This is a genomic window from Leptolyngbya sp. GGD (genome assembly GCF_026735145.1).
GTDB lineage: Bacteria > Cyanobacteriota > Cyanobacteriia > Leptolyngbyales > Leptolyngbyaceae > Leptolyngbya > Leptolyngbya boryana.
In genome coordinates this window covers 787,183-811,590 of record NZ_JAPQKE010000002.1, presented here as the reverse complement: position 1 = coordinate 811,590, position 24,408 = coordinate 787,183, and the positions used below count along the sequence as shown (strand labels likewise).

Sequence of the window (24,408 nt, the reverse complement as noted above, 5' to 3'; positions counted from 1 at the left end):
TGAACAAGCTCATGATTTCGTTATCTACGCCCCTGGGGCTTAGCGGGCATCTAAGAATACTTAGAGTGTGCCCCTGAGCAGCCCATAGTTAACGTGATTCCGTTGCATCAAGATTGACTGATTTGCATATTTAGTAACCAAGCTCATGGTTGAGTATCCTCGAATTCAGGAGAATTTTTCAGCTTGATCCAACGCTTCAAATTCTTGCCAGCAGAGATACATCGATCGTGGAATATGAAAACATCCTTTCCACTTGCCACCTTTGAGATTGAGTAAGACTTCACCTCGTCGATCGAGATAGCCAAACCATTCTTCATACTCTGCATCGGCAAAATGTGACCAACTATAGTCATGGACTTTCTGATACCACTTCCAACAGTCAGAACGCCCAGTCAAGCGGTATCCCATGACTAACGCAACGAGTGTCTCAACATGAACCCACCAAAGTTTCTGATCCCACTCTAGTTGCTGCGGTGGATGACCTTTTACATCCAGAAAGTAGTAGATTCCGCCGTACTTTTGATCCCAGGCAAAATTGAGAGTACGGATGACCACATCAATGCATTGATTGATCAAGTTGAGATTATTGCTGCGATGGGCAATATCCATCATGAACCACATTGCTTCAATCCCATGACCGGGATTAATCACGCGACCTTCAAAGCAATCGACATGGGAACCATCTGGAGCAACGTTTTCATAGAGGAGATTCTCGTCTAAAAAGTCGGTCATCACCTCTTGAACTGTGGCTTCGAGGACTTGATCGAGCGTTGTTTTTGGAAGGAGCCACTCCATTTCCAAAGTGAGATTCGCGAGAATCATCGGAACAGATAAGCCTTTGAGCGATCGCGTTCCTGGATAAGCTTTGTTGTAATTTCCTTTTGGATTGGTTTGACGGCGCAACACATTTTGATATGCCTGAAGTGCGACCTCGCGCGCCCAATCCTGACCCGATGCGAGTGCGAACTGACTAAACGCCATTGCCGCAAAGCAATCTGAAAAAATGTTGTAGGGCTGAATCAGAGGTTGACCTGATCGATTCAATGAGAAATACCAATTTCCCTCCGGATCTCGCCCGTGATTGGCTAAAAATTTTGCTCCATGTTCTGCAATGTCGAGCCAACTGGAGCGCTTTTCTAGACGATTACAGAGCATGGAGAATGTCCACACTTGGCGATTTTGCAGCCAGATAAATTTATCGGTGTCATACACCTTGCCAGTGCGATCGAGACAAGTAAAGTAGCCACCGCATTCAGTATCGATCGAGTACTGTTCCCAAAATGGCAGGACGTTATCGAGGAGCGCAGTTTTGTACAGGTCTGCTAGTTGCCGAAAATCGCGCTCCATACTGTGTCTCCTAAAAATCCGCCTTTTATCTTAGAACGGAATGTCGTCTAATTCAGGCTGTGATTCTAATGCTGGAGCCGCTGGAGCTTTTGCCGCACGTTTCGGAGCCGCGCTTGCCACGGGAGCAGGTGCGCTCGGCGTTGCAACTGGCGCTGCCGCTGTCACAGAACTCGATACCGAAGCTCCATTCAATGCATAAATTTTCTGAATCGTTAATTCAGCCTGCTTTTCTTTAAATCCTTCAGGACGATCAACGGTATTCATGGTCAACCGACCTTCAAGAATCACGCGATCGCCTTCGTGATAATTTGCCTGAATTTCCTGTGCCAAATTGCCCCAACCGACCGCTTTCAATTTGGTGGGCGGATCTTCAGGACGCAAGCCAGAAAATTCGATACGCATCTCAGCGATCGCGGTTTGATTATCTGAGGTGTATCGCAGTTGCGGTTCTTGAACAATGTCCGCCAACAGAATGATGCTGTTCATAGACCTGTGAGAAAGTGAGTGAACGTTATTCTACAGTTGATCGATGGGTTGTTACGAATCGATTTTGGGAGGTGGGGAGTTGGGAGTAGGGAGATGTGTTTCGTTTTCTCTCCCTACCCCCAACTCCCCTACTCTCTACATTTTAGTACACATGCTCTACCCTTGCCTCCTCAATCCCTTGTTCTTGATAGACAAATTCCTGAACTCGTAAGCGATATTCTCGCAGTGTTTCATCGACCCAACCGCGATTTGGGCTATTGGCATAGACGTGAATTAATGGCTCTGTTGCATCCGGTAAAATTAGCACCCAGCTATCACTGCGTTCTGGGTTGAAAATCTTTACCCCGTCGAACGTCTCTAACATTTCTGCGGGATGGCTTTCGACTAAATGCCGCATTAATGCGCCTTTGACTGTCCAGGGACAGCGTACCGAATAGGTTTTATGGGACACTCGCGGACATTCTGATCGAATCTGTGCCAACGTGCGATCCTGCAACGTTAACATCTCGATCAGTTTCGCAATGCAGAACATTGCATCAAAGCCAGGATGTAATTGCGGGAAGATAAAGCCCATCTCGCCACTTCCGCCTAAGACCGTGCTGGAATGGGCATGACAGGCTTCCATTAACGCAGTCGGGTTCGCTTTAGTGCGAACTACTTTGCCATCGTGACGACGGGCAATTTGCTCGATCGCGCTCGACGCATGAACGGGAACAACCACTGTTCCACGGGGATGGGCGGTCAAAATCATATCGACCATCAAAGCCGTAAGCGTTTCTCCTCGGATGGGACTGCCCGTTTCATCGACTAAGATGAATTGCTCACCGTTGGCTGAAACTTGTACTCCAAAGGTTGCTTTCAACGCTTCGACAACGTGACCTAATTGATTGAGCAGCGTTTCTCGATCGTTTAATGATGGCGCAGTTTGCGTCAGACTTGCATTTAAGACCACCGCATCACAGCCAAATTTTGCCAATAATTGCGGTAAGACTGCACCCGAAACCGCATAGGCATAATCGATGATCACTTTTGAACTGCTGGTCTGGATGGCTTGAATATTCAGATGTCGCTCAAATCCTCGGCTATAGATATCGAGCGCTTGATGCACATTCACAACGCCGCCAATTTCATGAATCGGAGCACGACGAAAATCTTCTTTGAAAAATGCTCCTTCGATCTTTTTCTCGATCGCTTTCGAGACGTTGATCCCGTTGCGATCGAAGAACTCAATCACAATATGATCTGACTTATCAGGATGAATCCGAATATGCAATCCTCCCGCGACTCCTAAGGTTGGAACCACCGATCGCGCAACTGGGATTGCTGTAGCTTCAAGATTTTGGATATTGATCCCGACGGACATTAATCCGGCAATCATCGATCGAGATACCATTCGCGAAATGGTTCTTTGATCCCGCGAAACGGTGACTTGTGATCCCGGTTTCAAAGTCGAACCGTATGCCGCTCCTAACTTCACGGCAAATTCTGGAATCACATCGACATTTGCTAAGCCCGAAACGCCTCGCTGTCCGAATAGATTCCGATGTGCGGTATATCCCCAAATCAAATTCGTATTCAGCGTCGCCCCAGCTTCAACGCTCTTACTCGGCCACACCCGGACATTGGGACTAATCAGCGCTTCTTCTCCCACCGATGAGAGCGGGCCGACCACTGCGCCTTCTAACACATGCGATCGTCGATCAATTCTCGCCCCGCGTGCAATCACACAAGCCCTGAGATGCACCTCATCGCCAATCATTGCACCATTCCAAATGATCGGGCGCTTCAAATCTGCTTCGTTCCCAATCGTCACGTTATCCCCGATCGCGGTTCCGGCTTCGATGGTGACACGCGACCCGATGCGGCAGTTGTTGCCAATAATCACGGGAGTTTCAATTTTGGCAGTGGGATCAAGATAAGTATTCTCTCCAACCCATAGTCCGGGCGATCGCTCAACATAGGCGAACTCTAATTTCACTCGGCGGGAAAGTCCAGCATATTGCGCTTCCCGATACGCGTCTAAATGCCCGACATCGCACCAGTACCCGTCTGCGACGTAGCCATACATCGGTTCGCCCTTGTCGAGCAACAGTGGAAACAGATCCTTTGAAAAATCCGCCTCTTCATTTTCTGGTAGATATTGCAGAACTTCTGGTTCAAGAATGTAAATCCCCGTATTGACGGTATCTGAGAAGATTTCACTACTCGACGGCTTTTCGAGGAAGCGTTTAATACTCGCATTTTCATCGGTGATTACCACGCCAAATTCGATCGGATTGGGCACCCGAGTCAAAATCAACGTTGCTTTTGATCCTTTCCGGTAATGAAATTCGATCGCAGCAGTGAGGTCAAAATCGGTAATACTATCGCCGCTAATGACTAAAAAAGTATCATCCAGTAACTCTGCAATATTTTTGACACAGCCTGCTGTTCCAAGGGGTTGATCTTCTTCAACCGCATAGGTCATCTGCACACCAAACTCGCTGCCATCTTGAAAATAATCGCGCATCACATCTGGCAGATAGTGGAGTGTCGCGATTATTTCTCGGATCTGATGTCGCTTTAGCAGATCAATAATGTGCTCAGCGATCGGACGATTCAAAATTGGAACCATCGGTTTTGGCAGATCACAGGTGAGCGGTCTGAGTCGAGTTCCCGATCCGCCTGCCATTAGCACCGCTCGCATAGAATCTCCTTAAAGTAATCGATCGCATCTTTACCTAATTTGACAGTGCTAGCTTTTTTCGGGCAACCTCCCTCACAATTATTAGCAATTGGAAGAAGGTAGGGAGTAGGGAGTAGAAATACATCTCCCCACTCCCCCATCTCCCCACTCCCCACTCCAATTGCTAGAATCTTGACATCACGAATTTGAAGGATTCCGGTATGGTAAAGCTATTCCTATTTGTCGCCTTAGCGGTTTATGTCGTCGGTGTCTATCGCTTTTGGAAGGGATTTCGCCGCACCAACTTTAGCCAAGGCAAAATTTATTTAGCACTGCTGTGGCCCGCCTTAGTGTTTAATCGGTCTTATCGTCAAAATTTCACCCGTGCATTGAAAGGTTAAAAACATTGAGCGTACAGGATTGGAGTCCACGAATTGTCGCGATCGCCGAACGCTTTAATCGCGAGTATCGAGGAGAGGCGTTTGATTTGCCCGCCGAAGTTGAAGCGATGCCGATTTTTCGCGATCGAGTCGCGGGAACGCTACAAGCAAAAGTGACTTCTCCATTTTGGCAACTTGCTCAGCCGCAAAAAAATCAACGCTGCTTAGATATCGGCTGTGGCGTTGGTTTTTTTGTCTATAACTGGCGCGACTGGAATGCTTACTACGCGGGACAAGACGTGAGTAAGGTCGCCTGTGACGCGATGAATACTCGTGCCCCCCAGTTAAACTCAAAGCTGTTTCGAGGCGTGAAACTTGGGGCGGCGCATCAGTTAGAGTATGATGCGGCTCAGTTTGATCTGGTGGTTTCGACTGGGGTAAGTTGCTATTCAGATGTGGATTACTGGCAGTCGGTTGTGACGGAAGTGAAACGAGTGCTCAAACCGGGCGGAGTGTTTGTGTTTGATGTGCTCGATCCGGATGCCGCTTTGGCTGAGAGTTGGGCAATTTTGGAGACTTATCTAGGTACAGAGGTCTTTTTGGAATCGCTCGCGGATTGGAAGAAGCTGATCCAGTCTGAAGGAGGCAAGATTGTCAAAACGCTCCCCGGAGAGCTATTTCAGTTGCATAAAGTGACTTTTTAGAACGCTTCAGAATTCAGCAGGCGCAATTATGTCTCGACCTATTTTCACCTTCGGTAGTATCAACATGGATCTCGTCGCCCGAGTTCCAAAATTACCCAAGCCTGGAGAAACCCTAACTGGGTATTCATTCTCAACTGTTCCGGGTGGGAAAGGCGCAAATCAAGCGGTTGCAGTTGCAAAACTGGGTGGCTCCAGTCAGATGGTTGGGCGAGTTGGTGATGATGCGTTTGGACAAGAATTGTTAGCGAGTTTAAAAGCGGCTGGAGTGCAAAGCGATCGCATTTTCATCGATCGTTCAACCTCGTCTGGAGTTGCCATGATCGCGGTAGATGACCGGAGCGAAAATCACATCATCGTGATTCCCGGTGCGAATGGAAACGTCGATCAATCTGACCTCGATCGCTTAATGCTGACGGATTCGTCGATTTTATTGCTTCAGCTTGAAATTCCGTTCGAGATCGTTCAAACTGCGGCACGTTCTGCTAAAGCAATTGGGGCAACTGTCATTCTTGATCCTGCTCCCGCTCCTGCCGTTTTTCCAGATGAATTGTACGGTGCGATCGACATCATTACCCCGAATGCCACTGAAACAGAACAGCTTGTCGGATTTCCAATTCATACTCAAGCGGATGCCAAACGAGCCGCCGAAATTCTGCAACAGCGAGGAACGAAGACCGTGATTATCAAAATGGGCGCTCAAGGTGTCTATTGTGCAACCGAAGACGATCGCTTCTTTATGCCAGTTTTTCCGGTTGTAGCAATTGACACGGTTGCGGCTGGAGATGCATTTAATGCGGGGTTAGCAGTCGCATTAGCTGAGGGGCATCCAATGTGGGAAGCAGTGCGATGGGGAGCGGCATCGGGAGCCTTGTCAACGACAAAATCTGGCGCGCAATCCTCACTGAGCGATCGAGCAACCCTAGACGATTTCTTGCGTAAACAAACAAAACCCTGAGTCAAATTTGACTCAGGGAAGGCTTTTGACTACTGATCAAATATCGATAATCAAATGTTTATATAGAGAGGAGAGTAGATAAAATCAAGTTTAGAAAAATTATTTAGACAGAGGCTCTAGCTTGGGAGAGAGCTAACTTGTTTTCAGTCTAGAGATAGAAGCGATGAACTATCGTAAGGCATAGGTTAGAGATTGTCTTCAGATCGGGAGTCCCTCTGAAGCCCATTTTCCGTAGGTTGACCATACATGCAAACCCTGGCGCAGATGGATATTTTAGTCGTCGATGATGATCCCGATACTAGGGATTTGCTTCGATTCATGCTTGAAGATGAAGGTGCGATCGTTACCGTTGCGCCCAACGCGAAGGAAGCATTATCCCTACTTGAAAGAGAACTTCCAAAGCTATTAGTCAGTGACGTTGCGATGCCTGAAATGGACGGCTTTGAGCTAATCGGGCGGGTGCGCGAACTCCCCAAAGGTGAAACGCTTCCTGCGATCGCGCTGACTGCTTATGCGCGTGAAGAAGACCGCCAGGCTGCGCTCAGATCCGGATTTAATGACTACCTGACTAAGCCCGTTGATCCTTTGGAACTCATCCGGCTGGTTCAGCAATATTGCTTGGCTTTCCCGCCGGATGCTTAAACCGATGATTACTTTCTCTGCGCTTGCGCGTAGCGTTGATTGACTGCTTGCCAATTCACAACATTCCACCAGTTGGTTAGATATTCTGCGCGACGATTCTGATACTTCAGGTAGTAAGCATGTTCCCAAACATCATTGCCTAAAATCGGATAGGCATTAGGATTGCTCATCAGGGGATTATCTTGGTTTGCGGTTGAAGTGATGCTGAGCTTTCCTTGGCGATCGCTGACGAGCCACGCCCATCCACTGCCAAAGCGATCGGCTCCAGCTTTATTGAACTGCTGTTTAAATGCATCAAAACTTCCGAAGGTTTGATCAATTGCTTTTGCGACAGCCCCAGTCGGCGTGCCTCCAGCTTTTGGAGCCATAATCTGCCAGAACATCGTGTGATTGACATGTCCGCCGCCGTTGTTGCGAATCTTCGTCCGAATTGCCTCCGGAACCTGGTTGAGATTCTGAATTAAACTATCAACACTTTGCTTCTGAAGGTCTGGATAAGCCTTTAGAGTCTCATTAATGTTATTCACATAAGTTGCATGATGCTTATCGTGGTGAAGTCGCATCGTTTGAGCATCAATGTAAGGCTCTAGGGCAGCATAATCGTAAGGCAATGGATCAAGCTTTGCGGGGGAAGCACTCAACTGTGGTGCTGCTGAGGGAGCCGCATCGACTTGGCTATTAGACTGACAAGCAAAAAACAATGGAACTAGCAAACCGACGAAAAGGATGAGGATACGTCTGAAAGTTGTTTGCATAAGAACCTCTCTATTCCTAGAATCACTCAGACAATACCATAGGCGATCGGCAACTTCGTTCTGATGTGACCTCGCTTTACAGTCCTAATGAAATCGTCATAAGCCCTCTGTCTTAGGGCAGTTGAAAGCTTATGACGGTTCCTGATACAGCGCGTTCTGTAGCTTAAAGTGTGAACTCAGCAAACTCATCCTGTTCGGTTGACGTTGGCGGAGTTTGATACTTCTGAGTTTGAATCAATTCGCTCAAGGTCAAATTCGGATTCTGCTGGATTAAGTTCAAAGCAGTCATGAAATCGCGAATAATTTCACCTGGAGTGAGGCGCGTCTCAGAGCCGACTTTTCCGCCGCGGACTGCACTGATAAAGGTTGAAATTTCAGAAGCAGTGAATTGCTTCCGCATCTCGTAATGATTGAAAAATACGATCGAGATTCGCTGCAAAAGTAACTGCAATTCTGGTTCACTTAATGCCTCTAATCGAATCACAGGCGCACTTGTATCTGCTTCATCGGATTGAATGACGCGACTTTCAGCCGTGCGACGTTGCCAAGCTGGATCACTATACAATCCGCGTCTCGGATCTTCGAGAAACTGAGGGGTTCCGCCAATCAAAGTTCCCAGATGGCTGACCTTCCCTTGCATCGCATCATTGAACATTGCTAGAAGCTTGTCATAGTTGTTTTGACGCGCGATCGCGGTTGAAATCTTCGACAAGTGGATGACTTCATCCAAAATGATGATCAGTCCTTTATAGTCAATGTCTGCTGCAAATCGAGCGATCAACTTCACATAGTCATACCAAGAATCATCATCAATAATGACTCTGACTCCCAAAGCTGCTTTAGCTTCGGTCTTAGTGGAAAACTCACCGCGTAACCATCGCATTGCGGCTTCTTTTTTGGCTTCATCATTCGATCGATAGCCTGTCCAGTAAGCGATGATCACCGTTGCAAAATCAAATCCATTGACTAAATCTGCAACATCTTGCGTCACTAACCGAATCTGAGCTTCTACCTGTTGATCGAAGCCTTCGTCACTCGGCTTCATGCCTGTGTCCTGAGCCACCTGTGCCTGAATGGCTGCAATCCAGCGTTCTAGAATGAGGGTGAGCGCACCACCTTCCGGTCGGCTTTTCGTTGCCAAATTTCGCATCAATTCGCGGTAAGTTGCAACGCCTGCGCCTTGACTGCCAACTAACCGTCGATCGGGTGTGATATCTGCATCTGCAACAACAAATCCCTGTTCCATTGCGAGATTGCGAATCAATTGCAGGGTAAAGCTTTTCCCGGCTCCATATCGTCCAATCACAAATCGAAATGCGGCTCCGCCATTTGCCACATGCTCAAAATCCTGCCGAATGGCTGCAATCTCTTTTTCTCGTCCGACTGCAATATGCTCTAAACCGACACGTGGCACAACTCCTGCACTCAGAGCATTGACGAGAGCAGTGGAAACGCGCTTAGTAAGTTTAGGTTGAGACATAGAGAACCAAAGAATTTCAGAAATTCACAGTAACACTAATTATGTGTCCCCGTTCAAGTAATGCTGCCAATCAATGTTCGGCATCTGCTCAAACGCTTCGTTGAGACATTTTCCCCATTGTTGGCGAATCTGAGTTAAGTAAGGCGCATCAATGTTTAAGCTCAGGCGATATCGAACTTTGAAACTATTCGCCTCATACATGACTAAGTTGATGGGCGGGCCGACTGAAATGTTAGAAATCATGGTCGAATCGATCGATAACAGCGCACATTTCGCAGCTGATTCGATCGAGGTTTCAAAGGACAAGACACGATCGAGAATCGGTTTGCCATATTTCGCCTCGCCAATCTGCAAAAAAGGCTTTTCTTTCGAGGCTTGAATGAAATTGCCTTGACTATAAATCATGAATAGTTCTGGCTCTGAACCGCGAATCTGTCCGCCGAGGAGCACGGTGCAGTTGTAATCAATGCCATCTTTCTCAAGCCAGGGGCGATTTTGTTCCTGAACTTGACGAATCATGTTGCCGATATACCGCGCAATTTCAAACATGCTCGGCAATGTGTGCAGGCTGACTTCTGCTTTTGCGGTGATGTCTTGCTGCATTAAAGTCAAAGCGGACTGCGTGATCGACAAATTGCCAGATGTGCAGAGCAAGATGGTGCGATCGTTGTCGATCGAGAAGTCAAAGAGTTTCCGATAGGTCGAGATGTAATCGACTCCCGCATTCGTTCGAGAGTCTGCCGCCATTACGAGTCCTTCTTTTGTGAGAATCCCAAGGCAATAAGTCATACGGGTAGAGTAAAAAGTCTATTAGCACTACTCTACGATGAAGTGGGGAGTGGGGAGTGGGGGTGTTCCTTTGGTAGCTTCCTACTCCCTACTCCCTACTCTTATTTAGCATTTACAATTGCAAACAGAATTCCTCTCCCTATCTCCCCATCTTCCGCTTCATCTCCTCCAACTCTTCCTGCGTTTCCCACTGCTGAAACTTCTGCTCTAACGGGTCATCGATCTTAGTTGCACTCTGATTCCAGCCATCGACTGCCCAGCGTTGTGAAGCTTGAGCGGCTTGGGTTGCTTTCACCTGTTTGATCTCAGTCTGCAATTCTTGTCGTCGAATCTGGATTTTTTTCTGTAACTCTTCTGTCTGCTGAATCCGTTCTTTGAGAACTTGCATTTGTCCCCATTTCTGATTGCCTTCGCGTAAGAGCGAAGCTTCATGTGCCTCGGCTGGTTCTGCTAAATCCTTGCGTCCTGCTGTTCTTGCTTTCTCAATTCGCACATGCCAGCGCTGAATTTCTTGCGCTGTCGTCAAAATTTCTGCTTCGACTTGTTTTTCTCGCAACCGCAAATCTGCTAACAATCGGCGCGTTTCCTGTTCTTGTTCATACAGCTTCTCTTCGAGTGCTTGTAATTCAAGCTGCGGATTGTTCTTCAAAAACTCATCGATGCGAGTTTCTAGAAAACGCCCAAGATCGTCGAACAAACCCATAAACTGCTCCAAGAGAAAGGGACAGAGGAAGAATTCTCCCCTGCCCTATTCTAAAGTTTTTGTCCGATCGAGAGCGATCGAACCTCGCCATTCCGTCGCACCGTGACGTAATTATTGTCAATATCGACGACGCTCCATCCGCTCGACCCAATGCTCTCACCAATGTAATAGCGCTGAGTCACACCATTCATTTCAAATAAAATTGCAGATTGGGTGGGGTCAGTCGCGATCGCGATGCCGCGTAATAATCGCTGAGGTTCTGCTGCTGGAGCTTGACTCGGCAGGATGACTGGAGCCACTGGAGCGTTTGGTTTGGTTGCTAAGGGATTACTGGCTGGATTGATCGATAAACGCTCTAGCGCAGAAGAAAGCCGAGAGAGAACTTGGTTGAGTTCTTGCGGATTTTTACTGACGGCTGTGCCAACGGGCATCGGACTGGAAACAGAAGGAACATTGATCACGACTGGCGAATTGAGTTTGGATGCAGTGGGATTTCCTGCAACTGCAACCGGAGGAAGACTATTCTTAAGGGGTGTGAGATTTGTCGGCTTATTTGCAGCTTTGCGATCGATAGTTTCGAGCGATCGCTGCATGTATTTTGCAAATTGGGCGTTTGTATCTTTCGCAGGTGTTTTAATCGTGGTGGAAGTTGCGATCGCAGAGGGTTCTTGGGTCGCGATTGTGAACCATCGCTGAATTGTTCCTCGTTGAATCAGCCACGCTGAAGCGGCAGCGATTGCCGTTAAGCCGAATGCGATCGTCAGAAATTTCAGAAGTCGATTGCTGTGAGGCTTGAGCGGTTCTGCTGCGATCAGTTCATCCATTTCGGGCATGGAACCTGCCGAATTCCATTGAGGTAAGCGGGGCAGGGATGCTGTGGAACGCGGCACGATCGAGGAAAGTGCGGGAGGCATGACGATTTCGGGTGATTTCTGCGGTTGCGCCCGAATCGGTTCAGGTGGGGGAACGCTGCCGGAGAGGAGATCTTCCACATCCTCAAACAAATCATCCATGAGTCGATCGGCGTAGGCATCGACTTGAATCGAGGGTTGAGTTGCAACGAGTGCGCCGCTGATGTTTTGAGGCATAGCTTTGAGTGCAAGGGCGGATATGTGGACTTTCTGGAAACCAGAACAATGGGATCGATTTTCAGTAGGCGATTTTTTGCCGCGATCGTGGGTTTCACGATCGGTTTTTCGAGTAAAATCTTCGATTCCGGTCGTACTACGTGTTTGGAATTATACTCACGAACTTTTTTGACGGCGCAGTTCTGATTCACGATGCCCGGATTCTACGGAGATCTGGTGCGATCAGTGGGGAGTGGGGAGTGGGGAGTGGGGACTCTAAGCGCGATTTGCTCGATCGAAAAGGTGGCCCGTTATGAGGCGGGAGGGGCGATCGCGATTCGACTGTTGCAGATTTGGGGGATTGGGGGTGGGTTAGTCGTCTGTGAAGCGATCGACAGTTAATTCAAATCCTGGGAGAACATCTTCGCCTGAGAGGATTGTGGGGAGTGGTTTTACTTCTTTGGCTTGTCCTTGGCGGTAGATTTCGACTTGTTGATCTTGTGGATTGAGTAACCAACCGAGTCGGACTCCGCTTTCTAGATATTCCTGCATTTTTTCTTGCAGCGTCTTCAGATCATCAGTGGCGGAGCGTAATTCGATCACAAAATCGGGCGCGATCGGGGGAAATTTTTTGCGTTGGTCTGGAGTGAGGGCTTGCCATCGAGACGATTCGACCCAGGCTGCATCGGGAGAGCGCTTCCCGCCTTTTGGAAGTTTGAAAATTGTTGAGGAGCTAAAGACTTCTCCGAGTCGAGTTTGACGATTCCAGATGCCAAGATCGATGATGTAATCCGCTTCTCGTTTACCGCTTTCTCCGCCGACGGGTGACATAACGATTAAGACTCCTTCTGCATTCTGTTCGATGTTCCATTCGGGATTGTGGAGGCAGAGTTGGTAAAACTGCTCGTCGGTGAGATGAACATGGTTGAAATCGAGTTTGAGGGGAGACGTGAGTTCCATATTGCAGTCCAAAGGTTGGTGCAAGAAAGAGGATGCTTTTATCGTACTTCTGAACTGGTGGGGTCAGGAGATTGACTCGGCTTTGCTTTGCGGAAATTCTTTCATTCTGTGAGTATAAAAGAGAGGTCTCCCGGTTGGATGTTTGATTATGCAGAATGAGACGACTGTGCTTGATTCTCCGCTGTTGATTTTCATTTGCTATGCTCGCAAAGATAATCAAGATGATGCCTTCAAACGCCGATCGCTAGATCGACTTCTCGACCATTTAAAGCCATTGGAACGTCAGAGAAAGGCGAGGATTTGGTGTGATAAGAAGATCGATCTGGGAACGCAGTGGGATGACGAGATTCATACGGCACTGAGTTCGGCAAAGGTGGCGATCGCGTTAATGAGTCCTTCGTTTTTTGCGTCGGATTACGTTTGCGAGAAAGAGATGCCGAAGATTTTTCAGCAAGTCGATGCCGGACAGACGATATTACTGCCGATTTTGTTGAGTCCGTTTGATTTGGGATCGGCTGAGTTTTATTACTTGGATGCTCAGGGTGAAGAAAAAGTGCGATCGCTGATTGATTTTCAGGCGGCGAATGGGATGGAGAAGCCGCTGATCGGTTTGCCGGAGCATGAGCAGGATGCGGTGTTGCTGCGGGTGGCACAACGGGCGCGGGAGATCGTCAGCGGAAAAAAGTCTGAGGTTCCCATCGGTGGGGAACGGGGAAAACATACACCGAGTAATTTACCGCGATCGCAGACGGAGACATTTGTGGGGCGGGAGGTGGAACTGCGCGAGATTCACGATCGTGTGCAAGATGAAAGTCGGTTGGCGATTTTTGCGGTGTCGGGGATGGGGGGCATTGGCAAGACGGAATTGGTGTTGCAGTATGCAATGCGGTATCGCAATGCGGGGATTTATTTGGGGGCGGTGTGTTGGGTGAATGCTCAACAGGAGATTGGGTCGCAGATTTTGGGGTTTGCTCGATCGTGTTTGGGGTTGCAGTTGCCGGAGTTTTCGGATTCGAGTGAGTTGGTGGCTTGGTGTTGGGGACATTTTCCAACGGAGTCGAGTCTGGTGGTGTTTGATAATGTGCTGGACTATGCGGACATTGAGAATTTTCTGCCGCCGGTTGAGGAACGGTTTAAGGTTTTGCTAACGACGCGATCGCGGATTGAAAGCGAGGCAGTTTCGGTGTTGTCGATCGAGACTTTGCAGCCGTTGCAGGCGTATCGATTGCTATATGAAACAGTTAAAGATGAGCGTCGGTTTGAGCGAGAGCAAACGCAAGCCGCAGAACTGTGTGAATGGGTGGGAGATTTGCCACTGGGGATCAAATTAGTCGGGAAGTTTCTGAAAGTAGAGCCGGATTTGTCGATCGTGGAACTTCTTGCGGAGCTAAAGGCAGAGCGGTTGAAGCAGGATGGCATTAGTCAGATCGAAACAGTCTTTGAGTTGAGTTGGGAGAGGCTGAACGCGGCAGAACGACAGTTGGCGATGCTGTTGGGGACGTTTGGGAAAGCAGCGATCGCGTGGGAGTTGGTCGATCGAGCGGTGGAATTTTGTCGAGAGGAAACGGCGTGTTTGTTGCTGGAGCCAAAGGCGTTGCGGCGAGGGCGGAGAAAGTTAGTTGAGTTGAGTTTGCTTCAGCGATCGGGAGAAAACCAGTATCAAATCCATCCGCTCTTGCGGGAGTTTTTTAGAAGCAAGATGACGCAGGAGGAACAGCGATGGATCACAACTGCGGTGGCGATGGTGATAATTGAAATCGCGAAAGAAATTCCGCAAAGTCCGACGTTGGAATTGATTGGCTCGGTTACTCCTGCAATTCCACATCTGCAAGCAGTAGCAGAAGACCTGATGAAGTTGAAAAGTCGGGAAGAATGTGGGATTCCAGACGATGATGATCTGACTTGGGCATTTATTGGAATTAGTCGATTTTATGAGGGACAAGGACTTTATGCCGATGCTGAGCCTTGGGTTGCTGCGGGGTTAACGGTGGCACGATCGCTGCTAGAAGAGCAGCATCCATTGGTAGCGACGAGTCTGAACAATTTGGCAGTACTTTATCGCACTCAAGGACGATACGAGGAAGCGGAACCGCTGTATCTCCAAGCGTTGGAATTGTATCGAACGCTGTTAGGAGATCAGCATTCATTGGTAGCGACGAGTCTGAACAATTTGGCAGAACTTCATCTCTCTCAAGGACGATACGAGGAAGCGGAATCGCTGCACCTCCAAGCGTTGGAATTGTATCGAACGCTGTTAGGAGATCAGCATTCATTGGTAGCGACGAGTCTGAACAATTTGGCAGGACTTTATTTCTCTCAAGGACGATACGAAGAGGCGGAATCGCTGTACCTCCAAGCGTTGGAGTTAATGCGAACGCTGTTAGGAGAGCAACATTCATCTGTGGCGACGAGTCTGAGCAATTTGGCAGGACTTTATTTCTCTCAAGGACGGTATGAGACAGCTGAACTGCTGTGTATCCAAGCTGTGAAAATTGGACTGCAAACATTAGGAAAGGATCACCCTGATGTTGCAATTCGGTTTAAAAATCTTGCAGGACTTTACACAAAGCTAGAGCGCTACGTAGAAGCAGAGCAATTGTATCGACAAGCGATCGCCATCTTTTACAATCGGCTCGGAGAAGCGCATCCTTACACTCAACAAACTTGCCAAGGATTTATCTATTTCTTAGATCAAGTGCTGCGAAAGGGTCAAATTTCCGAACTCTCGGATCATCCGATGACACGATCAATCCTTCAACAATTGCAAAGCGCATCAGAATAAAGAACGGTAGCTTCGCTTCTGGGAGAGTTCGCAGGAAGTAAAGCAGCGATCGCTCTTTTCAAAACTGCGATCGTCTAGAAGCCTCTGAGAACCCTTGCCCCTTGCCGCCATCCTCAACAAATCGCCTAAAATAGTCGCATCTGCCGTGAATCATTTGCCACCATGCAGCAATATTCGATCGAAGAAATGCGAGAGCGATCTCAAGATGTCCTAGACTCCGCAACCAGCGAACCCGTCATTTTAGTCAATCAATCTCGACCCAGCTACGTTGTGCTATCCGTTCAAAATTATCAACAACTCATCGATCGATTAACCGAACTAGAAGATCGCGCACTCGGCAAACAGGCTGAAACTGCACTCCAAAACTCATCCCTGATCGGAACCGAGACATTTGTCACCGAACTTCAGCAACTTGCCAACTTAGACGATGGCGACCAGTAGCAAAGATGGCAAAACTGGATGGTCTAGCATCCGTTCTCGAATTTATCAAAGGACTTCAGCCCAAAATCGCGGCTCAAATCTCCAAAAAAGTTCTCATGTTAAATCTCGATCCCTTACCTGCGGATAGCAAAGCCCTCAAAGGTTACGAGGGGTATTATCGAGTAGACTCCGGCGAATACAGAATTGTTTACCGCTTTGATCCAGAAGCAGATCTCGTCGAAGTGATTCTAGTCGGCAAACGCAACGATGATGAAGTCTATAAACAACTAAGCCGATTGCTTGATTAAACCGCTTTGCCAATCCGTAAACAATCTTGCAGAATGCCACCTTACACTCAACGACTTGGCGAGAAGTAAAGCAGCGATCGCGGTTTTGAGCAGAGCGATCGCACTTGCGATAATCGATTGAGATTTAGAGCTAGAAAATTTAGATCTGGATCGCGATCGCGGACACTTTATCTAGTTCAATAGAATTTTGTCCTATCAACGATTTATTGTGTTTGAACAAATCTTGCAGCGAATGCAGGAAAAAATCCATCAAAACCAATATGTCATGACGCTCCACGCCGAAGAAGAAATGGAAGACGACAACCTCTCCATTCTTGATGTTGAGCAAGCTATCCTGACAGGCAGTATTCTGGAACGTCAGAGTGATCGAGTAACAGGCGAATGGAAATATCGCATCTGTGGCATCACGCTAGACAACTCCGAAGCAGAAGTCATTGCTAAACTTGGAGTAACCGATAAAGTTGTCATCATCACTGTGTACCTTCTCTAAACTCCTGCTGCTGCCATGCTATGTGATATCTGTGGACAAGGAAACGCTCGAATTCGACACATCTCTCGGAGCTATGGCAAAGGCGAAACTCTGCTCGTTATCGAGAACGTCCCCGTGATTAGCTGCCCAGATTGTGGTGAAAGCTATCTCACTGCCGAAACCCTCCATCAAATTGACCGCATCAAACGCGATCGCAAAACCCTAACGCAAGAACGCCCCGTAGAAGTCGCTACATTTGTCTAGTCCCTGTCCTGGCTAGCTCATCACACCCAGAAAGATGGTCAACTGAAAAGCACGTTGCGTTTGAACATACGACACGCTTGCAATTCAGTATTGAGCGATCGTAGTTTTGAGAAGAGCGATCGCAAATTTCGCCAGTATGATCAATCTACACATACTTAAATCGCCCGTATACGATCGCCGCTTATGACAAATTCTCTCATTCCTGCCCTACGAATTCTCCCCAACGCACTGCCCATTGACGGAGCCGTGCGTTTAGAACTTGAAGAAGGCATTCCCATCTTCAAAGCCTCTGAACTCGTTCAAACCCGTATCGAAACCCTACTCAGCAAACAGCAAACCAGCGAACTCACCCCAGAAGAAATTCAAGAACTCGACAGCTACGAAGAAATGGACGACTATCTTGGCTTTGTCAATCGCACCCTTCGCAACCTGCACCTCACTCAAAGCTAAAATCCTTCGCTCGTAATGTCATCTCGTAACAAACTCTCACCCGAACTTCAGCAACAGATCCGCGAACGCGCTAAATTCCTATGCGAATATTGCCACGCTTCAGAAAAATGGCAATACGTGCAATTCACGATCGATCACATCATCCCAATTCGCCAAGCTGATCTTGCAATTGGAAGACATCCACCCCTACAAGATGCGATCTTGAAGGAATCGCTACCCTAATCTTCAATCGAAAAGGTCGATCGAGAAACCTCGATCGACCCTTGTTTGCAGACGTTCCCAAGCTAGATGACTCAGTGTAACTGACTAACGATTAGTCTGCACTTCTTTTATCTCAACATCATCTGCACTTGGACGTGGCTGATCCGCAACCAACTTCTGCGGAGTCGAAAAACTCGAAGCCGACTCCTGCGCCAAAGCCGTCCATTCCGTGTGGAATACACCTTCTTTGTCCGTCCGCAGATAAGTATGCGCCCCAAAATAATCGCGTTGTGCCTGCGTTAAATTTTGTGGCAAGCGATCGCGACGATAACTATCGAAATAATCCAGCGACGCACTAAATGCCGGAACCGCAATTCCATGCCGTGCCGCCGCCATAATCACCTCACGCCAAGCCGATTGACGATCGAGAATCGTCTGCCTAAACTCCGGAGCCAACAGCAAATTCGGCAGCGTCGGATTTTCGATAAATGCGTGCTGAATCTTACCCAGGAAGCCCGCCCGAATAATACAGCCGCCCTTCCAAATCCGCGCACATTCCGCCAAATTCAACTCATAGCCATAGTTTTGCGACGCAACATTCAGCAACGCCATCCCTTGCGCGTAAGAACAAATCTTCGAGCAATACAGCGCATCTCGCACTGCATCAATAAACGTTTTGCGATCGCCCTCAAACTTCGGACTCTCATAGCTCAACTGCTGCGAAGCCTCCATCCGCTCCGTCTTATAAGACGACATAATCCGCGCATTCACCGCAGCAATAATCGTCGGGATCGCAACCCCCAATTCCAACGCATCCGTCACCGTCCAGCGACCCGTTCCCTTCTGCCCCGCAGCATCGAGAATCAACTCAACCAAAGGCTTCTGAGTATCGGGATCAAAGACTTTGAAAATATCTGCGGTAATTTCAATCAGATACGAATTCAACTCAGGAGTCTCATTCCACTCCATGAACACCTGATGCAACTCGTCCTGAGTCAATCCGCCCACATTTTTCAGCAAATCATAGGCTTCTGCAATCAACTGCATATCGCCATACTCAATGCCGTTGTGCACCATTTTGACGTAGTGACCCGCGCCACCTGGCCCAATGTAAGTCACACAAGCCCCGTCATCTACCTGAGCCGCAATCTTCGTCAAAATCGGCTCTAGATATTCATAAGCCGTTCTCGTTCCCCCCGGCATCAAGCTTGGCCCATTCAATGCGCCTTCTTCACCGCCACTCACGCCCATACCAATGAACGTAAACTTAGCCGCTTCCAGCTCACGAGCACGACGCGCTGTATCGGTAAATAAAGAATTACCGCCATCAATGAGAATATCTCCTTCATCCAATAGCGGTTTCAACTGCTCGATCATCGCATCCACAGGCGCACCCGCTTTCACCATGATCAAAATCTTGCGCGGACGTTCTAATGAAGCGACAAATTCTTCGATCGTATAAGTCGCCTGAACATTCTTGCCGCCTGCCCGCTGTGCCATGAAGGCATCGGTTTTTTCGCGGCTGCGATTATAGACCGAAACTGGGAATCCGTTCCGCTCAACGTTGAGCGCGAGGTTCTCGCCCATCACGGCAAGACCAATTACACCAAAACTTTGTGCCATAAAAATTCTCTGCTAACTCTGTAACAGCCAGAAGCAATCGTTCCTTCAACGGTAACTCGATCGCACTTAGAGTAGCCTGGAAGATTACATTAAGACTCTGGCTCAAGAATGATTGAGTGCGATCTCAACATTGCTTGAGCAAAGCATCTCAATCAAAAATGGCACTGTATGCAATTGTTGCAATTGTCAACAGCCTCACATAAATTGCGAACACAAAATTATTTTAAGTTCCGCAGAGCAACTTCCTGGTTTTTACGGTAAGCCTGAGTTCGATTTTTAGCGACATCCGCACGAGCATGATTGTTCGGAACTTCAGACATCAACCGTGAAGCCGTTCCCCACATATCCGCTACTTCTTGCCACTGAGCCGGGGTTTTGGCATCTTTACTCGCTTTGGCTGCTCGTTCTGCAACTCGGACTGCGGTTGCAAAGGAGTCACCATCTTGCTTAATACTGCTTTTCCAGGTTGATTGAGGAGAATCTGCTGCTTGTGGAGGCTGCCCCGGCAGAATCTTGCCGCCGGTCATGGCATAAACCCCGAGTCCCGCCAACATCAAGCCTGCCGTCAACACCACTCCACCCAAAATCCCGCGATTGAATTGCCGTTTCTCGCGTACAGCTTGGGGAGAAAGCGTTCGGGGCAGATCATCGCGCTCACTGAACGTCTCTCGTAAATCTTGAAACATCCCTTTAATTGGGTTCGGTCGTCGCAGCGCAATCTCTTGTGCCCAAAGCAACTGCCCATCGGGATCGCGATTGATTTCCTCAAACCAAAGCAACTGCTGCTCGCGCACAATTCGACAATTGATATTGACTCGTCGCACATTGCGCGGCGAAATCGACTCGAGAATCTTGCGAATGCGCTCGGTAAGGGCGGCTCGATCGAGCTGTTCCGCAGTCGCCGCTTCACAGAGCAGTTGCAAAACCCCGTTTGCGAAAATCGCACGAGTTCTTACGCCTGAATCTGAAAGCTTATCATTCAGAACTTGAATGATCGCTGCAACGCTCCCTTGATGAGCTTGCCTGTAGATATCGTTGACCGGACTTACAATCATGAGGATTTATTAGTAAGTAAACGAATAACCCTGACTCGGAAGGCTCTACGATAATATATCTCGTGTTTTGGTAATTAGAGCAAGCATAACTTTCAAAAAGGACATTTTTTTGTCTAAAAAACGCAATTCTGACCGATATCTTACGTCAGTATTTCTAATGTAAATGACGCGAATCATTAAACCGACGAATTTGCCATAAGTCTGTATTGAAGCGATTCTGATTTTGCAGTTCCCATCGCGATCGATCAATCCAAAACTCAAACAGGGCAGTATTGTGCGCCCGTAATCGCCAAGATCTATCGCTTCCTAGTAATTGAGCGATTAAGTGTTGCAAAATCCAGCTATGGCTAACAATCCAAAGTTGATCCCCATCGCGATGACGCTGCATAATTCGATCGAGAAATCGTTTCGCGCGATCGCGGGCATCGTATAGCGTTTCTGCTTCTGGAATCGGGATCCAATCCGGCGAACTTTCCAGTTTTCGACACAAATCTGGATAGCGAGTCTGTGCTTCTGCCCAAGTTAACCCTTGAAAAATTCCGTTCTGAAATTCTTTTAATTCTTCTGCGTGTTCGACTGGAATTGTTTTTGGGCTCGGCTCGTCTGCTTCGATCGTGGTTTCGCTATCTGGATCGATCAAATCGCTCACCGCTGCGGGTAGATGCGGCACTTGAAAATAAGAGAGTAAAATTTCCGTCGTTTGCACTGCCCGTTTGAGCGGACTGGTATAAACGTGCGAAGGTCGCCACGATTCAGTCCGAAGAGTCTTGGCAAGGCTCTCTGACTGTTGCCGACCCAGCGGAGAGAGTTCGTAATCGCCGTGACCTTGCATCCGTTTTTCGATGTTCCCGATCGATTGAGCGTGGCGGATAAATAGGAGTTTGAGGACTTTCGACATGAGAAATCAATTCTTAGGGGCGAGGAAGATCGATGGACAGATTTGAGGCGATGAAGATTTTTCGCAGGAAGTGCATTTACAATGCTTAAAGCAGGTTATACGAATCTTAGGTCAGCCTATGTTACTCAAATCCACAACTCGCCACATTCATATTTTTACGGCAGAAGTGCAAAATAATGAGCTAGTTGAGAGCGATAAGGTTCTGACACTAGACGTTGATCCCGACAATGAGCTGCTGTGGAATCAAGATGCACTGCAAAAGATCTACAGCAAGTTTGATGAACTGGTTGAATCTTACAGCGGCGAATCCCTAACGGACTACAATTTGCGCCGAATTGGGTCAGATTTGGAGCATTTAGTGCGATCGCTGCTCCAAAAAGGCGAAATCTCCTACAACCTAGAAAGCCGCGTATTGAACTACAGCATGGGTCTTCCCCAGGTAAAACCGGAAGAATAAGCAGATTGCATCGGCTGCCACACTCAATCTGATAGGGAGATAGGGCACAATCTGAGCCTGGTTCTCCCTACTCCCCACTCCCCAAAATTCATAGAGTTGACGACTACGGTGTCGCCGCTGGATTCGGCACAGGATTCTGAATCGCATTCGGCGCAGGTGCATCCGGCTGACTTGGAGGAATCTTGTCCGCTGTAATTAACGCCTCCATCACCGCTTTCACAATCGGGGCTGCCACTGTCGAACCAAATGCATCTTCTCCTTTTGGCTCATCAATGACTGCTGCTACTACATAACGCGGCGCATCGATCGGAAAAATACTCACAAAACTTGTAATCTTCGCGCCTTCAATATATCCACCATTCGGACCTGCCTTCTGTGCGGTTCCCGTCTTCCCACCAATCCGATAATTCGGAATTTGTGCGGCTTTCCCGGTTCCGTTTTGCACAACCGATTCCATCATTCGCAGTACGGTTTGCGTGGTCTGCGGCGAAAAGACTTGTTTCGGCTCAGGCAAGGTTGCCCGCCAGTAAGGTTGTCCATTCTCATCAAATAACCCTTGCACCACATGCGGCGTTAACAACTTGCCGCCGCTGGCAAGAATGGCTTGTTGTTGCACAAGCTGCATGGCGGTGAGCGAAAATCCTTGACCAAAAGAACTGGTTGCCGCATCAACCGCAGATTCAGAGAAAGTTTTCTGATCTTTAAGTTGTCCTGCTGTTTCAAATGGCAAATCAATTCCGGTCGGTTTTCCTAAACCAATTTTTTCCAACCAAGCGTAATAGGTGGGGCGAGGCATTTGCTGCACAATTCTCACCATGCCAACATTGCTCGAATGCTCCAAAATCTGAGTAATCGTGCTGGGTCCGCGTGCCCCTGCGCTGGAGTAGTCAAAATTCTGAATCGGCCATCCGTCAATTTGGGTTGCCCCTTCATCGTTGATCACTTGATTCGGCTGGATCGCACCTGCTTCTAGCGCGATCGCAACATTCAACGGCTTAAACGTTGATCCTGGCTCATACAAATCCGTCAATGCCCAGTTCTTAAACTGCTCAACTTTTGCTTTGTAGAATTCATTCGGGTCATAAGACGGATCAGATACTAACGCCCGAATCCCTCCATCTCTGGCATCCATCACAATCACAACCCCGCGCTTTGCCTTGAATTTCTTCAACTGCGGTTGCAGGGCTACAAGCGCAGCGCGTTGAATTCGGCTATCAATCGTTAATTGCAAATGCAAATTATCTGACTGTAAAAATCCGCCCGGAATCCGATCTGGCATCATCACACCAGCCCCTGTCCGGCTCAATCGCACCGATTTTACCGATCGCTCTAAAAGATTACTATGCGTATATTCAACACCTGCCTGTCCAATGCGATCGATATCCAAATACCCAACGACATCGGCTGTGAGATTTTGCTGTGGATAAAGGCGCTGCTGCTGTTGAGCGAGTTCTAATCCGTCGATTTGCATCCCTTGAATGCGATCGGCTGCCGCTTCAGAAATCGCATATTCGACGCGAACCCCACTTTCTGCTGAATTAAACCGTTGCAATAATTCGCCCGGGGTCGTTCCGAGAACACTAGAGAGTCGGGTGGCAATTTCCGTTTTCGGAGCTTTAAAGGCGATCGGGTGTGCGTAGAGGGTATAAACCGGACGATCGATCGCTAACGTATTGCCATTGCGATCGCTAATCGGGCGACGGGGGACAAAGGGGCGTAAAAACGTCGTTTGTTGCGATCGCGCTTGCTCCAACAAATCAGGAGCCTGAAACACCTGGAGTCGAACGAGATTTAAGGCTAATAGTCCTGTTGCACCGACGAGAATTGCCCAGACGATAAAGAGGCGACGTGCGCTGGGTTTTGCTTGAGCCGTCCGGAATCGTTCTACCCAATGATCCGCAAATCGCCCGAATGCTTGTGCGGTTGCAGAAGAGTCAAAAACACGTTCATAGGCTTGTTCCACCATCAACGGCAGTTTCGATCTCCGTGGGTTGGGCGTTGGGGGACGATGAGGTGAGGAGGTGGGCTTTCCTCGTTTTGACATGACTAATATCCTATGGGAGCAACGGGCGAAGCTTGCGAAGAGGGAGCAACAGCATTATCGGGGCGCATCGGAGCCGTTTTGAGAAAAATCATATTTTCTGGTTTAGAAGGCACCAGACCCGCACCGGGACGAGCCGACTGATCAGCAATCTGATTTTTAAGAACTTCTCCACTTTCAGTGATTTGGCGTTCACTGCGGCGTAATTGTTCTAGTTTGCTGTATTCTCTACCCCAGAGTTGCTGAGAATACACTGTCCAGCCATAAACAGCAAGTACTGAACCTGCCAAAACAAATGTGGCAATCACTGAAGCCTGCTGAGCCAGAAGCAGCGATCGCAACCATTGAGGGGGTTTTTCCTGATTCGGTAATTGCCGCAGAGATGAATGGGACACCGAACCTAATTTTTTTGATCGTCTAGAATTCAGTGCCGTAGCCATACCACCCTCACAAGTCAAAAGTCTTTTAGGTCGAACTCAATTCAAACCTTACAGCGAACATTGTATC

General features: G+C 48.2%; 27 protein-coding genes. 13 read left to right on the top strand and 14 right to left on the bottom strand.

Annotated features, from left to right (window positions below; genetic code table 11):
- Positions 1-165: 165 nt before the first annotated feature.
- The 3 genes from OU814_RS12670 to OU814_RS12660 all read right to left on the bottom strand — a co-directional run bounded on the left by OU814_RS12670 (position 166) and on the right by OU814_RS12660 (position 4,519).
- Positions 166-1,347 (bottom strand): AGE family epimerase/isomerase, encoded by a 1,182-nt coding sequence (locus OU814_RS12670; protein ID WP_268183275.1) that lies wholly within the window; start codon positions 1,345-1,347, stop codon positions 166-168.
- Positions 1,348-1,377: 30 nt separating this feature from the next.
- Positions 1,378-1,833 carry a single-stranded DNA-binding protein gene (locus OU814_RS12665; protein WP_190647108.1) on the bottom strand — a complete coding sequence of 152 codons (456 nt, stop codon included), beginning with the start codon at positions 1,831-1,833 and terminating at the stop codon, positions 1,378-1,380.
- A 142-nt stretch (positions 1,834-1,975) separates the two neighbouring features.
- Positions 1,976-4,519 carry a mannose-1-phosphate guanyltransferase gene (locus tag OU814_RS12660; protein ID WP_086371047.1) on the bottom strand — a complete coding sequence of 848 codons (2,544 nt, stop codon included), beginning with the start codon at positions 4,517-4,519 and terminating at the stop codon, positions 1,976-1,978.
- A 200-nt stretch (positions 4,520-4,719) separates the two neighbouring features.
- On the opposite strand from OU814_RS12660, the gene OU814_RS12655 reads away from it, so the two are divergent.
- From OU814_RS12655 to OU814_RS12640, 4 genes are all read left to right on the top strand, one after another.
- Entirely contained in the window at positions 4,720-4,899 is a 180-nt protein-coding gene (locus OU814_RS12655; protein ID WP_017286310.1) for a hypothetical protein, read from the top strand.
- Positions 4,900-4,904: 5 nt separating this feature from the next.
- Positions 4,905-5,582: a class I SAM-dependent methyltransferase gene (locus OU814_RS12650; protein WP_017286309.1), complete on the top strand. Its 678-nt coding sequence runs from the start codon at positions 4,905-4,907 to the stop codon at positions 5,580-5,582.
- 28 nt (positions 5,583-5,610) lie between these two features.
- On the top strand, positions 5,611-6,537 hold the full coding sequence (gene rbsK, locus OU814_RS12645) for a ribokinase (RefSeq protein WP_268183271.1): 927 nt from the start codon (positions 5,611-5,613) through the stop codon (positions 6,535-6,537).
- Positions 6,538-6,783: 246 nt separating this feature from the next.
- Positions 6,784-7,179, top strand: a complete 396-nt coding sequence (locus OU814_RS12640; RefSeq protein WP_017286307.1) for a response regulator — start codon at positions 6,784-6,786, stop codon at positions 7,177-7,179.
- An 8-nt stretch (positions 7,180-7,187) separates the two neighbouring features.
- Here the strand turns inward: OU814_RS12640 and OU814_RS12635 are convergent, their stop codons facing one another.
- The 5 genes from OU814_RS12635 to OU814_RS12615 form a co-directional block, all read right to left on the bottom strand.
- Positions 7,188-7,934 carry a superoxide dismutase gene (locus OU814_RS12635; protein ID WP_017286306.1) on the bottom strand — a complete coding sequence of 249 codons (747 nt, stop codon included), beginning with the start codon at positions 7,932-7,934 and terminating at the stop codon, positions 7,188-7,190.
- 163 nt (positions 7,935-8,097) lie between these two features.
- Positions 8,098-9,414, bottom strand: a complete 1,317-nt coding sequence (locus OU814_RS12630) for an ATP-binding protein (RefSeq protein ID WP_268183268.1) — start codon at positions 9,412-9,414, stop codon at positions 8,098-8,100.
- A 39-nt stretch (positions 9,415-9,453) separates the two neighbouring features.
- The gene (locus OU814_RS12625; RefSeq protein ID WP_026148415.1) at positions 9,454-10,203 is read right to left on the bottom strand and encodes a proteasome-type protease; all 750 of its coding nucleotides are present in this window, start codon (positions 10,201-10,203) and stop codon (positions 9,454-9,456) included.
- Between the two features lie 139 nt (positions 10,204-10,342).
- A complete protein-coding gene (locus OU814_RS12620) occupies positions 10,343-10,906 on the bottom strand; it encodes a TIGR04376 family protein (RefSeq protein WP_017286303.1) in 564 nt (187 codons plus the stop codon).
- Between the two features lie 50 nt (positions 10,907-10,956).
- Positions 10,957-11,994, bottom strand: coding sequence for a type II secretion system protein N (locus tag OU814_RS12615; protein WP_268183265.1), 1,038 nt, complete (start codon positions 11,992-11,994; stop codon positions 10,957-10,959).
- Positions 11,995-12,186: 192 nt separating this feature from the next.
- Here OU814_RS12615 and OU814_RS12610 point away from each other — a divergent pair, with 192 nt between their 5' ends.
- Positions 12,187-12,375, top strand: a complete 189-nt coding sequence (locus OU814_RS12610) for a hypothetical protein (protein WP_268183263.1) — start codon at positions 12,187-12,189, stop codon at positions 12,373-12,375.
- On the opposite strand, the gene OU814_RS12605 is transcribed toward OU814_RS12610, so the two are convergent.
- Positions 12,346-12,933 carry a Uma2 family endonuclease gene (locus OU814_RS12605; RefSeq protein ID WP_268183261.1) on the bottom strand — a complete coding sequence of 196 codons (588 nt, stop codon included), beginning with the start codon at positions 12,931-12,933 and terminating at the stop codon, positions 12,346-12,348. The genes OU814_RS12610 and OU814_RS12605 overlap by 30 nt on opposite strands.
- Positions 12,934-13,081: 148 nt before the next feature.
- Here OU814_RS12605 and OU814_RS12600 point away from each other — a divergent pair, with 148 nt between their 5' ends.
- The 7 genes from OU814_RS12600 to OU814_RS12570 all read left to right on the top strand — a co-directional run bounded on the left by OU814_RS12600 (position 13,082) and on the right by OU814_RS12570 (position 17,848).
- A complete protein-coding gene (locus tag OU814_RS12600; RefSeq protein ID WP_268183259.1) occupies positions 13,082-15,715 on the top strand; it encodes a tetratricopeptide repeat protein in 2,634 nt (877 codons plus the stop codon).
- 162 nt (positions 15,716-15,877) lie between these two features.
- On the top strand, positions 15,878-16,156 hold the full coding sequence (locus OU814_RS12595) for a type II toxin-antitoxin system prevent-host-death family antitoxin (protein WP_268183256.1): 279 nt from the start codon (positions 15,878-15,880) through the stop codon (positions 16,154-16,156).
- 5 nt (positions 16,157-16,161) lie between these two features.
- Positions 16,162-16,443 carry a type II toxin-antitoxin system RelE family toxin gene (locus OU814_RS12590; RefSeq protein ID WP_268183254.1) on the top strand — a complete coding sequence of 94 codons (282 nt, stop codon included), beginning with the start codon at positions 16,162-16,164 and terminating at the stop codon, positions 16,441-16,443.
- A 187-nt stretch (positions 16,444-16,630) separates the two neighbouring features.
- A complete protein-coding gene (locus tag OU814_RS12585; RefSeq protein WP_268183252.1) occupies positions 16,631-16,933 on the top strand; it encodes a DUF4258 domain-containing protein in 303 nt (100 codons plus the stop codon).
- Positions 16,934-16,948: 15 nt separating this feature from the next.
- Positions 16,949-17,176 (top strand): type II toxin-antitoxin system MqsA family antitoxin, encoded by a 228-nt coding sequence (locus OU814_RS12580; RefSeq protein WP_268183250.1) that lies wholly within the window; start codon positions 16,949-16,951, stop codon positions 17,174-17,176.
- A 183-nt stretch (positions 17,177-17,359) separates the two neighbouring features.
- Positions 17,360-17,626 carry a hypothetical protein gene (locus tag OU814_RS12575; RefSeq protein WP_268183248.1) on the top strand — a complete coding sequence of 89 codons (267 nt, stop codon included), beginning with the start codon at positions 17,360-17,362 and terminating at the stop codon, positions 17,624-17,626.
- A 15-nt stretch (positions 17,627-17,641) separates the two neighbouring features.
- Complete coding sequence (locus tag OU814_RS12570) at positions 17,642-17,848, top strand: HNH endonuclease (RefSeq protein ID WP_190647099.1); 207 nt, start codon at positions 17,642-17,644, stop codon at positions 17,846-17,848.
- Positions 17,849-17,932: 84 nt separating this feature from the next.
- Here the strand turns inward: OU814_RS12570 and gndA are convergent, their stop codons facing one another.
- The 3 genes from gndA to OU814_RS12555 form a co-directional block, all read right to left on the bottom strand.
- Complete coding sequence (gene gndA / locus OU814_RS12565) at positions 17,933-19,450, bottom strand: NADP-dependent phosphogluconate dehydrogenase (RefSeq protein ID WP_190647098.1); 1,518 nt, start codon at positions 19,448-19,450, stop codon at positions 17,933-17,935.
- 218 nt (positions 19,451-19,668) lie between these two features.
- Positions 19,669-20,505, bottom strand: a complete 837-nt coding sequence (locus OU814_RS12560; RefSeq protein WP_268183244.1) for a hypothetical protein — start codon at positions 20,503-20,505, stop codon at positions 19,669-19,671.
- Between the two features lie 154 nt (positions 20,506-20,659).
- Positions 20,660-21,403, bottom strand: coding sequence for a histidine phosphatase family protein (locus OU814_RS12555; RefSeq protein WP_268183242.1), 744 nt, complete (start codon positions 21,401-21,403; stop codon positions 20,660-20,662).
- 118 nt (positions 21,404-21,521) lie between these two features.
- Here OU814_RS12555 and OU814_RS12550 point away from each other — a divergent pair, with 118 nt between their 5' ends.
- Complete coding sequence (locus tag OU814_RS12550) at positions 21,522-21,860, top strand: NAD(P)H-quinone oxidoreductase subunit M (RefSeq protein ID WP_017286292.1); 339 nt, start codon at positions 21,522-21,524, stop codon at positions 21,858-21,860.
- 103 nt (positions 21,861-21,963) lie between these two features.
- Here OU814_RS12550 and OU814_RS12545 read toward each other — a convergent pair whose 3' ends face one another.
- Complete coding sequence (locus OU814_RS12545; protein WP_268183239.1) at positions 21,964-23,904, bottom strand: peptidoglycan D,D-transpeptidase FtsI family protein; 1,941 nt, start codon at positions 23,902-23,904, stop codon at positions 21,964-21,966.
- Positions 23,905-23,906: 2 nt separating this feature from the next.
- Positions 23,907-24,296, bottom strand: a complete 390-nt coding sequence (locus tag OU814_RS12540; RefSeq protein WP_017286286.1) for a hypothetical protein — start codon at positions 24,294-24,296, stop codon at positions 23,907-23,909.
- Between the last annotated feature and the right edge of the window lie 112 nt (positions 24,297-24,408).